Source organism: Burkholderia sp. Ac-20365, assembly GCF_017104715.1.
In the GTDB taxonomy this organism is placed as follows: domain Bacteria; phylum Pseudomonadota; class Gammaproteobacteria; order Burkholderiales; family Burkholderiaceae; genus Paraburkholderia.
Genome location: NZ_JAAGPI010000010.1, coordinates 143,715 through 157,709, shown reverse-complemented (window position 1 = coordinate 157,709; position 13,995 = coordinate 143,715). Strand labels below are relative to the sequence as shown.

12 protein-coding genes are annotated in these 13,995 nt (G+C 62.6%); 6 read left to right on the top strand and 6 right to left on the bottom strand.

The features are described 5' to 3' along the window. The first annotated feature begins 19 nt into the window (after nucleotides 1-19). Together G3O01_RS19665 and G3O01_RS19660 are read left to right on the top strand one after the other, a co-directional pair. Complete coding sequence (locus G3O01_RS19665) at nucleotides 20-982, top strand: AraC family transcriptional regulator (RefSeq protein ID WP_205806793.1); 963 nt, start codon at nucleotides 20-22, stop codon at nucleotides 980-982. Next, entirely contained in the window at nucleotides 979-2,868 is a 1,890-nt protein-coding gene (locus tag G3O01_RS19660; protein WP_205806792.1) for a DUF3857 domain-containing protein, read from the top strand. Before G3O01_RS19665 ends, G3O01_RS19660 begins: the two co-directional genes overlap by 4 nt. Before the next feature lie 757 nt (nucleotides 2,869-3,625). Here the strand turns inward: G3O01_RS19660 and G3O01_RS19655 are convergent. Further along, nucleotides 3,626-5,947, bottom strand: coding sequence for an FdhF/YdeP family oxidoreductase (locus tag G3O01_RS19655; protein ID WP_205806791.1), 2,322 nt, complete (start codon nucleotides 5,945-5,947; stop codon nucleotides 3,626-3,628). 193 nt (nucleotides 5,948-6,140) lie between these two features. Between G3O01_RS19655 and G3O01_RS19650 the strand changes: the two genes are divergently transcribed. Together G3O01_RS19650 and G3O01_RS19645 are read left to right on the top strand one after the other, a co-directional pair. Next, on the top strand, nucleotides 6,141-7,568 hold the full coding sequence (locus tag G3O01_RS19650) for a PLP-dependent aminotransferase family protein (protein ID WP_205806790.1): 1,428 nt from the start codon (nucleotides 6,141-6,143) through the stop codon (nucleotides 7,566-7,568). A 29-nt stretch (nucleotides 7,569-7,597) separates the two neighbouring features. Continuing rightward, the gene (locus tag G3O01_RS19645) at nucleotides 7,598-7,906 is read left to right on the top strand and encodes a helix-turn-helix domain-containing protein (RefSeq protein ID WP_205806789.1); all 309 of its coding nucleotides are present in this window, start codon (nucleotides 7,598-7,600) and stop codon (nucleotides 7,904-7,906) included. A 23-nt stretch (nucleotides 7,907-7,929) separates the two neighbouring features. On the opposite strand, the gene G3O01_RS19640 is transcribed toward G3O01_RS19645, so the two are convergent. Further along, nucleotides 7,930-9,084, bottom strand: coding sequence for an FUSC family protein (locus G3O01_RS19640; RefSeq protein WP_205806788.1), 1,155 nt, complete (start codon nucleotides 9,082-9,084; stop codon nucleotides 7,930-7,932). Nucleotides 9,085-9,111: 27 nt separating this feature from the next. Continuing rightward, nucleotides 9,112-9,723 (bottom strand): LysE family translocator, encoded by a 612-nt coding sequence (locus G3O01_RS19635; protein WP_205806787.1) that lies wholly within the window; start codon nucleotides 9,721-9,723, stop codon nucleotides 9,112-9,114. 108 nt (nucleotides 9,724-9,831) lie between these two features. Between G3O01_RS19635 and G3O01_RS19630 the strand changes: the two genes are divergently transcribed. After that, on the top strand, nucleotides 9,832-10,368 hold the full coding sequence (locus tag G3O01_RS19630) for a GNAT family N-acetyltransferase (RefSeq protein WP_205806786.1): 537 nt from the start codon (nucleotides 9,832-9,834) through the stop codon (nucleotides 10,366-10,368). A gap of 69 nt (nucleotides 10,369-10,437) precedes the next feature. On the opposite strand, the gene G3O01_RS19625 is transcribed toward G3O01_RS19630, so the two are convergent. The 3 genes from G3O01_RS19625 to G3O01_RS19615 form a co-directional block, all read right to left on the bottom strand. Continuing rightward, nucleotides 10,438-11,499: an alkene reductase gene (locus G3O01_RS19625; protein ID WP_205806785.1), complete on the bottom strand. Its 1,062-nt coding sequence runs from the start codon at nucleotides 11,497-11,499 to the stop codon at nucleotides 10,438-10,440. Nucleotides 11,500-11,576: 77 nt separating this feature from the next. Beyond that, nucleotides 11,577-11,906, bottom strand: a complete 330-nt coding sequence (locus tag G3O01_RS19620) for a helix-turn-helix transcriptional regulator (RefSeq protein WP_205806784.1) — start codon at nucleotides 11,904-11,906, stop codon at nucleotides 11,577-11,579. Nucleotides 11,907-12,161: 255 nt separating this feature from the next. Next, nucleotides 12,162-12,914, bottom strand: a complete 753-nt coding sequence (locus tag G3O01_RS19615; RefSeq protein WP_205806783.1) for a GntR family transcriptional regulator — start codon at nucleotides 12,912-12,914, stop codon at nucleotides 12,162-12,164. Nucleotides 12,915-13,150: 236 nt separating this feature from the next. On the opposite strand from G3O01_RS19615, the gene G3O01_RS19610 reads away from it, so the two are divergent. After that, nucleotides 13,151-13,984, top strand: a complete 834-nt coding sequence (locus tag G3O01_RS19610; protein WP_205806782.1) for a GntR family transcriptional regulator — start codon at nucleotides 13,151-13,153, stop codon at nucleotides 13,982-13,984. The last annotated feature ends 11 nt before the right edge of the window (nucleotides 13,985-13,995 follow it).

Here is a 13,995-nt window from a genome sequence, read left to right as displayed (position 1 = left end):
GATCCGAAGAGGTGACATCTTGGGAAAAATTGCCGTCGATCTCGAAGCCGCTCTCGCGCGCCGCAACACGCTGGGCGTGCCCGGCGACACGCAGATGCGCAGGCTGGCCGCGGGCGACGGCTGGTCGGTGATGGACGTGCTGTGCACCTTCGGCCCGCACGACCGGCCATTCGAAGAGCGGCACGCGGGCGTGTGCATCGCGGTGGTGGCGGCGGGCGCGTTCGGCTACCGGTCGGCGGCGGGGCGCGAACTGCTCACGCCGGGATCGCTGCTGCTCGGCAATGCGGGCGAATGCTTCGAGTGCGGGCATCGGCATGCGCCCGGCGACCGCTGTGTGTCGTTTCACTATCATCGTGCGTACTTCGAGCGGCTTGCCGCCGATGCAGGTTTTGCTCGCGCGGACACGTCGTTCCGGCATGGACGGATGCCGCCGTTGCGCGCGTTTTCCGGGTTGATTGCCCGGGCGTGTGCCGGGGCGACACAGAGCGCCCTGGATGCTTCTGCAGATACCGCGTCGTCCCTGGCATGGGACGAGCTTGCCGTCGAACTCGCAAGCGCCACGCTGCATGCGACCCGGGCCGACGCGAAGCGCCATACCGCGCCAACGAGCGCGTCGGCGTGGTCGCGCGTCACCCAGGCCGCGCGTCTGATCGACGAAACACCTGATGCGCCGCATACGCTGTCGCGTCTAGCGCAGCAATGCGGGCTGTCCGATTTCTACTTCCTGCGCACCTTCGAGCGCGTCACGGGCGTGACGCCGCATCAGTACGTGCTGCGCGCGCGCCTGCGCCACGCCGCGCTGCGTCTTGCCGACGAAGATACGAAGATCGTCGATATCGCCTTCGATAGCGGCTTTAACGACGTGTCCAATTTCAATCATGCGTTTCGCACCGAGTTCGGCATGAGTCCGCGCGCATGGCGCATGCAGCGCGGCGCACGCGGGCGGCTTGCCGTACGGCGCGACACGGTGCGCCGCGTATGAGCCGGCGTGCGCATCGTCTGCGCGCGGCGGCGGTGTTGCCGCTGATCGTGTATGCCTATGGAGCAGGCGTCCACGCCCAGGAGCGCATCGCGCCCGACGATGTGCCGCCATCGACGATCGAGCGCGACGTGCATCTGTTCGTCGTGCAGAAGGATGGCTCCATCGAGGAACACGACGATACGATCCTGCGCGCCAACACGGTGAGCGGAGTCGACGATGTGGCGCAGCGCTATGTGTGGTTCAACAAGGATATCGAGCAGGTGCAACTGCTCGCGGCGGAGACGATCGATGTGAACGGCGTCGCGCATCCCGTCGGACCGGACGGCATACGCGACGTGCAGGAGCCGCGTTCGGCGGGCGCGCCGACCTTCCAGGACGGCGTGCTGCGCACGGTGATCTTTCCGGGCGTCGAGCCGGGCTCGCGTGTTCATCTGGCGTTTCGCAAGACGCGGGCGTTGCCGCTGCAGGGCGGCACGTTCGCGTATTTCGTCGAGCCGACGCGCGGTCCCGTCGACATGCAACAACTGATTTTCGACTTGCCCGCCGACATTCCGCTCTATGCCGACGCGCGCGGCTATGTCGCGCTGCCGCCCGTCACGGAAAACGGCCGCACCCGCTACACGTTCGAGTACCGGCACGGACCGTACGCGCCCATCGAATCGGGCGCCGTGGGTTACGCGACGTGGGGCGACCGGCTGATGGTATCGACGACGCGCGACTTCGCATCGTTTGCCGAGCGCTACCGGACGGCGGCGCTGGACCCGACGTGGCGCGACCCCGCGATCGCGCAACTGGCGCAGGCGCTGACCGCCAATACCGACGACCCGCGCGCGAAGGCGCAGATCCTGTATGACTGGGTGCGTCTGAACATACGTTATGTCGCGCTGTTTCTCGGCGAGACGGCGGCCATGCCGCACAAGGCGAGCGATATCCTGCGCAACCGCTATGGCGACTGCAAGGACCATGTCGCGCTGTATGGGGCGATGCTCGCGGCCGTCGGTATCGACAGTCAGGCGGTGCTGTTGAATCTTGGACCCATCTACGCGCTGCCCGACGTGCCGGGATATGGCGCGAGCGCGATCAATCATGCGATCACGTGGATTCCTTCGTTGCGCATGTATGCGGATACGACGGCGGGTGGTATCGGCTTTGGTTATCTGCCGCCGAGTGCGATGGACCGGCCGGTGTTGTTGGTCGACGACGGCGTGCTTGCGCGTACGCCTGCGACGCAGGAGCGCGGGCGCACTGCGCGGCTCGCGATCGATATCGACCGGACGGGGACGGCGGCATTTACGTATCGCGTGGAGGACGTGGGGGTGTCGGCGGAACTGGAGCGCAATGTGTTCCGGCGCGCGACGCGGCAACGCTGGCAGCAGATTGCCGCCGACCGTTTGCGGCAGACGGGGCTTCATGGCATTGCGCGGATGCAGCCAGGCGAGGTGACGCCAACCATCGGGCCGTTTTCGACCACGATGCAGGGGTCGCTCGAGCATTTCACCTGGCCTGACGGTACGACTGCGTTGCCTGCTTTGACGAGCTTATCGGGTGGTATTGCGACGCAGGTGCAGGCCTGGCTGGCAGAGCCGGAGCGCACGCAGCCGTGGGTGTGTATCGGCGGAGATTTCGATGAGACCGTGCAGATTACGCTACCCGATAACGTTCGCGTGACCGATCTGCCGCAGGATACTGCGGTGCGGGACCGGTTTTTTGATTATGAATCGCACTATGTGTTTGATCCTGCGACGCGGATCGTGCAGGTTTCCCGGCGATTGCGGGCGCAGTTTGGGCGCCAGGTTTGTGGCGCTGATGAATTTGCGCAGGCGCGGGGGGCGTTGGTCAGGATTGAACGCGATGCGTTGGCGCAGATAGTGGTGAGGGCTGGGTGAGGTTGTCTGCGACGTTTTGGTTTTGGTTTTGGTTTTGTTTTTTGCTTTCGCTTTCGCTGGCATCCGCGGTTTGTTATCGGTTCTTCAGGCGTTGCCCCTGTGCGGGGCGGCACTTACTTTCTTTGCCGCCGCAAAGAAAGTAAGCAAAGAAAGCGGGCTAACACCGCCCGTTCGTGACCACCGCCTGAGGGCCCCCAACGGGTCCTCCGCTTCACACGGCGTTCTGCCCATTCACTGCCCGTTGCCAACGCTTCGAACAGGCGCCTCACCCACTTCAATCACCCGTAGCGCAGCCAGCGGCAGCGAATGGCCAAGGCCGCCCAGGTGGCAAACTGTGTGTAGGTCGTAGTGCTCCACACCTCAGCGCTCTTACGACACCGACCGTGTTTTTCAGTCCGGAGTGAAGCGCGTACACCGGGAAAGCCGACACACAGTTTGCCGCTATAGAACGTGGGAGATTTGATCGCGCGTGTGGTGACGCGGGAGTGTGAAGCGGGTGAGGCGCTCAATAAGCGCGTTGGCAACGGGCAGTGAAAGGGAGGTTGCCGTTTGAAGGAGAGGACCCGTCGGGGGCCCTCAGGCAGGCACAAGGATTAGCGGTGTTCAGCGGCTTTCTTTTGCCTACTTTTCTTTGCCGCGGCAAAGAAAAGTAGGTGCCGCCCCGCACAGGGGCGACGCATGAAGCAGGCAAGACAAATCGCGGATGCCAGCGAAAACCAAAACCAAACCACCCAGCATCGCAAGACAAACCAAAAAATCAAGCAGCAACAGCCACCGGCGCAGAAGCATGCAACAAAACCGGAATCGACTTCGAAGTAGGCGTATTACACACATCAGCGGTGCTAGACAACGGCACCAAAGGATTAGTCTCCGGATAATAAGCCCCAAGACATCCACGCGGAATATCATACTCAACGAGCAAAAACCGCTCAGCACGCCGCTCGATCCCATCATCCCAGATGGTTTCCATATCGACCCAGTCGCCCGCCTTAAAACCAAGCATCGCCATATCGGCCGCATTGGCAAACACAACACGCCGCTGGTTATAAACACCGCGATAGCGATCGTCGAGTGCGTAGATCGTCGTGTTGTACTGGTCATGCGACCGCGTAGTCATCAACGTCATCGCACGCTCGCCGTGCAACTTGCGAGCCCGCTGAATCGGCGTATCGCGCTGGATCTGATGCACGACGAAATTCGCCTTGCCCGTACCCGTCTTCCAGTCGCGCTCGCGTGACGCCACTCGCAGATGGAACCCGCCCGGCTGCTCGATCCGCTTGTTGTACTCGTAAAAGCCGTCGACAGACCACTCGATCGCATCGCGGATCTTCGCGTAATCATTCGCGTAGGCGAGCCAGTCCACCTTCGCGCTGCCAAGCGTCGCGTGCGCAATCTCCGCGACCATACGCGTCTCCGATACCAGATTCTCCGACGCCGGTTTGTTCATCCCGTACGACATGTGGACCATGCTCATCGAATCCTCGACAGTCACGCCCTGCGCAACACCGTTCTGCAGATCGATTTCCGTGCGGCCGAGCGTCGGCAAGATCAGGGCTTCGCGACCATGCACGAGATGGCTGCGATTCAGCTTCGTCGTGATATGCACCGTCAGATCGCACGCGCGCAGCGCATCCCACGTGCGCGGCGTATCCGGCGTCGCAATCGAGAAGTTGCCGCCCAGCCCGATAAACACCTTAACGTGTCCTTCGAGCATCGCTTCGATCGTTTCGACCACGTCGTAACCATGACCGCGCGGCGGTTCGAAATCGAACACCTTGCCCAGACGATCGAGGAACGCGTCAGTCGGCTTCTCTTCGATGCCGACCGTGCGGTTGCCCTGCACGTTCGAGTGACCGCGCACCGGGCACAAACCCGCGCCCAGACGCCCGATATTGCCGCGCATCAGCATCAGGTTCGACAGCATGTGCACGGTCGGCACGGAATGCTTGTGCTGCGTGATGCCCATGCCCCACGTCGAAATCACGCGCTTGCCGTTTGCATAGATGCGCGCAAGGTTCTCGATGTCTTCGCGCGGCACGCCCGATTCCTCGACCAGCGCATCCCAGCTCTGCTCGCGCAGGTCGTCGGCGAATGCGGCAAAGTTTGCCGTGTGCTCTTCGATGAACGCCACGTCGAGCACGCGCTCCGCGTTCTGCTCGACAGCGAGGTCGTCGAGTTCCACCACGCGCTTGGCGACGCCCTTGATCAGCGCAAAATCACCGCCGATCTTCGGCTGGATGAACGTCGACGCAATCTGCACGCCCGATGTCAGCATATCCGCCACGTGCTGCGGGCTCGCGAACCGTTCGAGTCCGCGCTCGCGCAGCGGGTTGATCGACACGATCGTCGCGCCGCGTTTCGCTGCATCACGCAGTTCGTTGAGCATGCGCGGGTGATTCGTCGCCGGGTTCTGGCCGAAGATCATCAGCGTGTCAGCGTGCTCGAAGTCTTCGAGCGTCACCGTGCCCTTGCCGATGCCGACGGTAGTCGGCAAGCCGCGGCTCGTCGCCTCGTGGCACATGTTCGAGCAGTCGGGGAAATTGTTGGTGCCGTACATGCGCACGAACAGCTGGTACAGGAACGCAGCTTCGTTGCTCGCGCGGCCCGACGTGTAAAACGCGGCGCGGTGCGGGCTGTCCAGTCCCTTCAGATGCTTCGCGATCAACTGATACGCGGCGTCCCACGAAATGGACTTGTACTTGTCAGTCAGCGGATCGAACACCATCGGGTCGGTCAGGCGGCCGTGCTGCTCGAGCGTGTAATCGTCCTGCTTCATCAGCTCGTCGACGGTGTGCTGCGCGAAGAACGAAGGCGTCACGCGCTTGCTCGTCGCTTCCGCAGCGACGGCTTTCACGCCGTTTTCGCAGAACTCGAAAGTCGACGCGTGCTGGCGGTCCGGCCATGCGCAGCCCGGGCAGTCGAAGCCATCCGGCTGGTTCTGCTTGAACAGCGTCTTGTACTTGCCCCCGGCGACCTTCTCCTTGACGAGATTGATCGCGACGTACTTCAATGCGCCCCATCCAGCGGCAGGCCCCGTGTAAGGTTCGATGCGGCCCGTTTTTGTGCTGGTCTTATCCATGTGTTTTTGCGTCCGGTGTGACGTTATCTTGCGGCTAGGGTAGTGGGGAATACGCGTACCCGGCGTGTACACAATGTGCGATAGAAAAAGAGTACAGTTGCGACTGTTATCCGCCGAAAGGCCCAAATCCGGTGAACTGTGCTCAAAAATTGGGCGCTTCGCCCGTCCGCAGTGCCCAGGTTAGAGGCATCCCTTGAAGCTTTACGAAGAACTGGCGAAGGAAATCGAAGGGCAGATCCGGCGCGGCGTGTTCCGCCCGGGCGAGCGCGTGCCATCCGTGCGGCAGACCAGCCAGCACCGGCAGATCTCGATCACAACGGTGCTGCGCGCGTATCTGATGCTGGAGAGCAAGGGCGTGATCCAGAGCCGCCCGCAGTCGGGTTACTTCGTGCGGCTGGGCGCGAACGAGGCGCCGCCGCCCGTGCAGGAACTGGATGTGTCCAAGCCGATCGCCGTATCGGCGCAGGTCGATGTGAGCCGGCTCGTGCTGTCCACGCTGCGTTCCATCGGCAGCGACGAGGCTGTGCCGCTCGGCTCGCCGTATCCCGATCCCAGTCTGTATCCGTTCCAGAAGATCAACCGCTACGCGCATGGGATCGGCCGCCGCAAGACGCAGTGGGGCGTCACCGACGAACTGCCGCCAGGCAACCCCGACCTGATCCGGCAGATCGCGCGGCGCTATCTGGAGAACGGCATTGCGATCGATCCGAACGAGATCGTCGTGACGGTCGGTGCGACGGAGGCGATCAATCTGTGCCTGCAGGCCGTCGCGAAACCGGGCGACACGGTTGCCGTCGAATCGCCCACGTTCTACGCGATGCTGCACGCAATCGAGCGCATGGGCATGCGCGCGATCGAAGTCGCGACGCATCCGCGCGAAGGCATCGACCTCGGCGCGCTCGCGCAGATACTCGACAAGCGCAAGATCGCCGCGTGCATGGTGATGCCGAACTTCCAGAATCCGCTCGGCTTCCAGATGCCGGACGACAAGAAGCGCGAACTCGTCAAGCTGCTGGCGAAGCACGACGTGCCCGTGATCGAGAACGACGTGTATCACGAACTGTACTTCGGCGACGTGCATCCCGGCGCGCTCAAAAACTACGACAAGAAAGGGCTGGTGCTGCATTGCGCGTCGTTTTCGAAGACGCTGACATCCGCGTACCGGATCGGCTGGGCAATGCCGGGGCGCTATCGCGAACAGGTCGAGAAGCTCAAGTTTCTCAACACGCTCACCACGCCGTCGATTCCTCAACTCGCGATTGCCGAATATCTGAAGCAGGACGGCTACGAACACCATCTGCGCAAGCTGCGCAAAGGCCTCGCGCAGCGCGCCAAACTGATGACGACGATGGTCACGCGCTTCTTTCCCGAAGGCACGCGCGTGTCGCATCCGATGGGCGGCTACGTGCTGTGGGTCGAACTGCCGCCGAGCGTCGATTCGATGCACCTCTACAAGCTCGCGCTGGAACACGGCATCACGGTCGGGCCCGGTTATATGTTCTCGACCACCGACGGGTACAGCCATTGCATACGGTTGAACTACAGTTACGCATGGTCGCCGGAAATCGAGAGCGCGCTGATGACGGTCGGCAAGCTCGCCGCCGCCAGCATGCGCCAATGAGCAGACGTTTGGTCGACAGGAGAAGCGGATTGAACCCAAATGACTCGGCACACGACAAGCATTGCGACGACGATGACGACGACAACGAACTCGATCCCACCGTGGAGCAGTTGCTGATGCTGCTATGGGAAGCGTCGCGCGAATCGCGGGACAAACCGTGGTCGCTTGCGAAGCTCAGCAAGCGCAGCGATCTGCCGATGAGCACGCTGCGGCGCTATCTGACGCAATTACAGACGGCGGGTGTGATCGCCGTGCAGATGGACGAGGAAGGGCGCGGCTCGGCGACGCTGACCGCCGAAGGGCTGGAACTGTGCGAGGCGCTGTTCGGCGAGCCGTGAGCGCGGCGACGTTCATGCCCGGCTTACGGCGTCGCTTCTTCCGATGCAGGCAAAAACGATAGCCGGGACGCGATCAGCATCACGCACGTGAGAATGGCGATGCCGATGAGAATACCGGCGAGCCGCAGCATCGCGGGGTGTGGGTCGGCGGACCACGCGTGGTCCTGCACGAACACCATGATGAACGCGATCGTGAACTGCCGGCCGATATAGCTCGCGCCTTCCTTGCCCGTCTGCACGTGACAGCCAGCCCAGATGCCCGCAGCCAGCGCGAGCAGGCAGGGCACGATCTGGCCTTGCATCAGCGGCAACAGCGCAATGCCCACCGCGCCCGCGATCAGACAGCCCACCACGCGTTGCACCATCTTGTCGGCGACGGGCTTTTGCGAGCGCACGATGATGGAACTCGGCGGCAGGATCATCACCGCGATCGTCGTGACGAGTGCCTGCGCGAAGCCGGGCAGATCGAACGTGTAGGTGAGCGCCGCCAGGATCGCGACGGCGATACCCGCCTGCACGCCGAGCACCATGCGCGCATGGCGCAATGTCTCGAATGTAGGCGGCAACGCGTTCGCAGTAGCGGCCGCTGCCGCGACGACCTTCGATGCCGGCTTGCGCCGCTCATACCAGCGAATGCCAATATGAAACGCCGCTGAAACCAGAAGGCAGGCGAACACGCCGACGCACACTTCGGCGATTCGCAGCATCGCGAACGAAGCGGTCGGGCCGAATGCGAGCAGCTTGTGCGCCTCGAACGTGACCATCACCCACGTGATGCCGCCCAGCACCCACGCATACGACGCCGACGAACCGTTCGCGCGATACACGCACACGCCGCCGATCACGCCCAGCACGGGCACGAACAGCCACGGCCGATCGCCGATCATTGGCCCGAGTAACGCACCGAGCAGGCCGCCGAGTATCGTACCCAGCACGCGATGCATCGCACGCTGCGCGGACGCCGAGAAGCGCGTCTGCATCACCGCGAAGCCGCTGATCGCGGCCCACCACGTGTACGGCAGATGCAGCAGGTGCGCGAGCGCTACCGACAGCACCACCGAAATCACCGCTTCGAGGCCGAACAGCGCGCGTTCCGGCGTCGGCTTCCACGCGGCGAGTTCGCGGCCGAGCGCGCGCAGCGCGTCGTGGCTGATCTCCGTGAACATGCGGGTGCGCATGCAGCCCTCGTTGAAAGGAGTGTGGGTTCAGCGTGCAGCGATGGCGGCCGCAGCGCCTGCCATCAGCGTCGCGCTGGTGCGGTTGGCGATCTTCACTGCGCGGCGGCTGGTCAGCAGCGTGCGCGCCTTGACGGCGGCGAGCGCCCAGATGAAATCGACGGACATCAGCACGGCAAGCATCGTCAGTGTCAGCTCGAGCCAGGCGAGCGTGCCGACGCGCGACAGATCGACGATGGTAGGCAGCAGCGCCAGATAGAAAACCATGATCTTCGGGTTGCCGAGCGTGACCATCAGCCCTGCGACGAACATGCGCCACGGCGACTGGCCGCTCGGCAGCGCGCTTTCGCGAACGTCGGCGGGCGCGAACCACATCTTCCATGCGAGGAACAGCAGATACGCGACACCCACGAATTTCAGCGCGATGAACACCAACGCGAAGGTATGCGCCACGACGGCGAGGCCCGCAACCGCGCAGGTGAGCCACAACGCTTCGCCGATCCACATCGCGGCGAGAAACGGCAGCACGTCCCTGAAGCCGTTGGTGAGCACGCGCGCGACGAGCGCCGCGATACTGGGACCGGGCGAGCCGGCCGCGACGATCAGCGCGAGCGCGAAGACGAGAAGACCTGACAGTGCCATCGGCGACTCCTTTGCGGGACGGTCTGTGCTGGATTATATCGGCGCGGCGGGTTGAGTTGCGCGGGCAAGCGGTGTCAATATGTCCGCTCGGACCCAACCGATGAACCCATGCAAGCGCCCGCCGTTCACTATCGCCCAGCCGTGCCCGAAGACGTTCCGTCGATTCGCATCGTCGAATACGAAGCGGCGCAGCGTTTCGTCTCGGTCGGACTGACGGGCATTGCGGCGGCGCGTCCGATGGATGCGCCGTTCGTGCTGAAGAAGGTGAGGGCGTCGGAAGTGATCGTCGCGCAATGCGGCGAAGCATGCGTCGGCTTCGTGATGTTCGCGATGCTGCGCGGGCGCATCTATGTCGAGGCGCTCGACGTGGTGCCGCAGCATGCCGGGCGGCGTATCGGCGCGGCCTTGCTCGATCAGGTCGACGAGCGGGCGCGCGCGGCGGGCGCAGCGCATGTCGAGCTGTCGACGTTCCGGCATGTGCCGTGGAATGCGCCGTATTACCAGCGGCTCGGCTTCAGCGTGCTGGCCGACGACGAACTCGATGCCGCGCTGTTGCGCGTGCGCGAGTTGAGGATCGCGCGCGGTGTCGATGAAACGAAGCGTGTGTTCATGCGGCGCACGGTGAAGCCTGCTGAGCATGAATGAAAAAAACGCGGCGGGAATGACTTCCCGCCGCGTTTTTCGGTGCTACCGGACTACCTCTGCTGCGCAGACTCAGGCGACTGCTTCCAGCGCCGGATAATCGGTGTAACCTGCTTCGCCTTCCGCATAGAACGTTGCCGGAACGGGCGCGTTCAGCGGCGCATCCAGTTCGAAGCGGCGTACGAGATCCGGATTCGCGATGTACAGCTTGCCCCATGCGACGGCATCCGCTTCGCCCGCGTCGAGCAGCTTTTGCGCGCTGTCCTTCGTGAAGTTTTCGTTGGCGATATATACGCCGCCGAATTCCTTCTTCAGTTGCGGGCCAAGGCGGTCGTCGCCCACCGCTTCGCGTGCCGCGATGAATGCGATCTTGCGCTTGCCGAGTTCACGCGCGACATAGCCGAACGTCGCGGCTGCATCGGAATCGCCCATCGTGTGCGCATCGCCGCGTGGCGCGAGGTGCATGCCGACGCGGTCCGCGCCCCACACTTCAATACACGCATCCGTCACTTCGAGCAGCAGACGCGCGCGGTTTTCGATCGAGCCGCCGTACGCGTCGGTGCGCTTGTTGGTGCTGTCCTGCAGGAACTGGTCGAGCAGATAGCCGTTCGCGCCATGCACTTCGACGCCGTCGAAGCCTGCCTTCTTCGCGTTTTCCGCGCCCTTGCGGTACGCAGCCACGATGCCCGGAATCTCCGAGATATCGAGCGCACGCGGCGTCACGAACGGACGTTGCGGACGCACGAGGCTCACGTGGCCTTCCGGCGCGATCGCGCTCGGCGCAACGGGCAGTTCGCCGTTCAGGAACACGGGGTCCGACACGCGGCCGACGTGCCACAGTTGCAGGAAAATCTTGCCGCCTTCCTTGTGGACGGCTTCCGTCACCAGCTTCCAGCCTTCCACCTGTTCATCCGACCAGATGCCCGGCGTGTCGGCGTAGCCGAGGCCTTGCGGCGTGACGGACGTGGCTTCGGAAAGGATCAGGCCCGCGGTAGCGCGCTCGGCGTAGTACTTCGCCATCAGCGCGTTGGGCACGCGCACGTCGCCGGCGCGTTGACGCGTGAGCGGCGCCATCACGATACGGTTCTTCAGCGTGATGTCGCCAATCTGGAGCGGGTCGAAAAGTGTCGGCATGTTGATTCAATCCTTGCGGGCGCATGGCCCGTTGTGTCGATACTGCATTCGGGGAAAGCGAAGACGCGAGACGTGCGTCAGAGATCCGCGTTCATGTGCGCGAGGAACGCCTGGATGACGGCCTCGTTACGCTTGAAGAACACCCACTGACCGACGCGTTTCGACGTAATCAGCCCCGCGCGCTGCAGCGCGGCGAGGTGCGCGGATACCGTGGACTGCGACAGGCCGCAACAGTCGTCGAACTGCCCGGCACAGACGCCGTGGTCGTACGACAGCTCCTGAGTCGGGAAGTACTTCTCCGGCTCGCGCAGCTTGGTCAGAATCACGCGACGCGCCGGGTTGGCCAAGGCCTTGTGGATCGCGTCGACGTCGATATCGGTGATGGTCGTATGGGTCTTCGTGTTCATGAAACAGCGGACAGACTCTCTGGCCGGAACGTCGGCATCTGCATCGCTATGGGTCGAATCATATATCGTGTTTTTACGATATTGACGGATGGCCTTACTCGTAATGGGGGTGATAGCTTTTGACGCGCAAAAAAGCTGGCACTTTTTTGCGGCTGAATGACTGGAGACGTAGGCGCGTTTTGAGTTGGGTGTCGATCAGTTTGCGCCGCGTGTGTTTGACCCGGTATGGGTCTCAGGAAGGCTCCGGCGGAACACTCACGTTCCCTTGCGGCGTCGCGCGTTCAGATTCTTCAATCGCCCCGTCGATTCCGGTTTTTCCGTGGCAGGCAGTTGCGCCTCAAGAGAAAGCAGATGCGCGGCCAGCTTGCTTCCTTCTGTCATGTTGTGCGCCTCGGACAGCCTTCCCGCTTCATCGACGTCTCTCGCGAGCAGTGCCTCGACGATAGGGCGATGCTGGTCGATCAGATCTTGCGGGTCAGTCGCCAGTTCGTCGCTCGAGCGGATGAAGATACGGATCTGCCGCTCGACGATCTCGTATTGCATTCGAAGCCGCTCGTGATCGGACAGTTCGATGATCGTTTTGTGAAGGGCAAAATCCGCCTCGGCAATTGCCTCCGCATCGGCGCGTGCGCAACACTTTTCAAGCGTTGCGAAACGGGCGCTGATCTTCTTGTGCTTGTGACGATCGAGCTTCGATGCAACCAGTTGGGCCGCGAGTCGCTCCAGGCTCGCCCTCAACGTGTACAGTTCCCACGCGTCTTTCGACGTCAACGCGACAACCGTCCAGCCGGTGTAAGGCACGAGCTTCGTCAATCCTTCTTTGGCCAGTTGATGCAGCGCCGCTCGTACCGTGGCGCGCGACAGATCCAGGTGTTCGGATAACTGCAATTCGGTGATGCGCGAGCCTGCGGCTATGTCGCCGCGAGTGATGGCCTGTCGAAGTACATCGACCGCTTGCGCACCCATTGATTGCTTGATGATCTTCGGAATGGCAAGGACAGACGACATGATGTGGGCCAACGGGAAGAGAGATTGGTTTCACCCGAAAAGCGCGCGAGAATTGCCGCGTTCAGGACGCAAATAATTGTAGCCAATAAACTTTTTTCAGCGAAACGGGCAACGTCTCCGGGTCAACCATACCCCGCCACGCGCACATGAATGTGCACGAAAGGCGTAGAATTGTCGGCAAGATGTCGACAATGTTCCGGCCCCGGAGTCATCTCGGCAGCAAACCAGGATTTGTTATGGCAAAGGCAGCAGAGCAACCCGTCGACGCAGCAAAGGAAACGGGCACGACGCGCGTCTATCAGACGCTGCGCAACGAAATCTTGACCATGAAGCTCGCGCCAGGTACGCATCTCGACGAACTGGGCGTGGCGGAGCGATTTTCCGTGTCCCGTTCGCCGGTTCGTGAAGCGCTCGTTCGGCTCTCGGCCGAAGGTCTGGTGACGATCCTGCCGAATCGCGGAAACGTCGTAACGCCAATCGATTTCCAGCGTGTTCCTGAGTTCCTCGATGCACTGGATCTGCTTCAGCGGGTCACGCACCGGCTGGCTGCCGTCCATCGAACGGCAGATGACGTGCGTGCGATCCTCGCCGCACACAAGGCGTATCTGAAGGGCGTGGCGGAGAGCATCAAAACGGGTGACAGCCTGCCGATGATCGAGCGCAACTACGAATTCCACATGACGATCGCGAAAGCGGGACGCAATGCCTATTTCGCTGACCTGTACCGGCGTTTGCTCGACGAAGGGCGGCGAATGCTGCACCTGCATTTGAAGTACCAGGCGCTCGATCCGAACATCTCACCCGAACGGATGGCCGCTCATCATACTGAGTTGCTGCAGGCTATCGAGGAAGGTGACGCCGATCGCGCAGAGTCGTGGGCTCACGAACACGCGACGCAGTTCAAGGGGCGCTTCATGGAGTATCTGGATCGCAATCTCACCGCGCAGATTCCGGTCAAGTTCGCGTCCGCGAGCAAGTCGCGCAGCGCTGCGTCGACGGATGAGCGACAGGAGAAAGGCCGTTCCCGGCAGACGAAGACGGCAAAAGAAACCAGCTCGTCACTCAGCTGATCTCTGGCGCG

Excerpts from the sequence above, each read along its gene's own strand:
- G3O01_RS19655 (WP_205806791.1), bottom strand. The coding sequence starts at position 5,947 with ATGGATAAGACCAGCACAAAAACGGGCCGCATCGAACCTTACACGGGG.
- G3O01_RS19615 (WP_205806783.1), bottom strand. The coding sequence starts at position 12,914 with ATGTCGTCTGTCCTTGCCATTCCGAAGATCATCAAGCAATCAATGGGT.
- G3O01_RS19640 (WP_205806788.1), bottom strand. The coding sequence starts at position 9,084 with ATGCGCACCCGCATGTTCACGGAGATCAGCCACGACGCGCTGCGCGCG.
- G3O01_RS19620 (WP_205806784.1), bottom strand. The coding sequence starts at position 11,906 with ATGAACACGAAGACCCATACGACCATCACCGATATCGACGTCGACGCG.
- G3O01_RS19630 (WP_205806786.1), top strand. The coding sequence starts at position 9,832 with ATGCAAGCGCCCGCCGTTCACTATCGCCCAGCCGTGCCCGAAGACGTT.
- G3O01_RS19635 (WP_205806787.1), bottom strand. The coding sequence starts at position 9,723 with ATGGCACTGTCAGGTCTTCTCGTCTTCGCGCTCGCGCTGATCGTCGCG.
- G3O01_RS19660 (WP_205806792.1), top strand. The coding sequence starts at position 979 with ATGAGCCGGCGTGCGCATCGTCTGCGCGCGGCGGCGGTGTTGCCGCTG.
- G3O01_RS19625 (WP_205806785.1), bottom strand. The coding sequence starts at position 11,499 with ATGCCGACACTTTTCGACCCGCTCCAGATTGGCGACATCACGCTGAAG.
- G3O01_RS19610 (WP_205806782.1), top strand. The coding sequence starts at position 13,151 with ATGGCAAAGGCAGCAGAGCAACCCGTCGACGCAGCAAAGGAAACGGGC.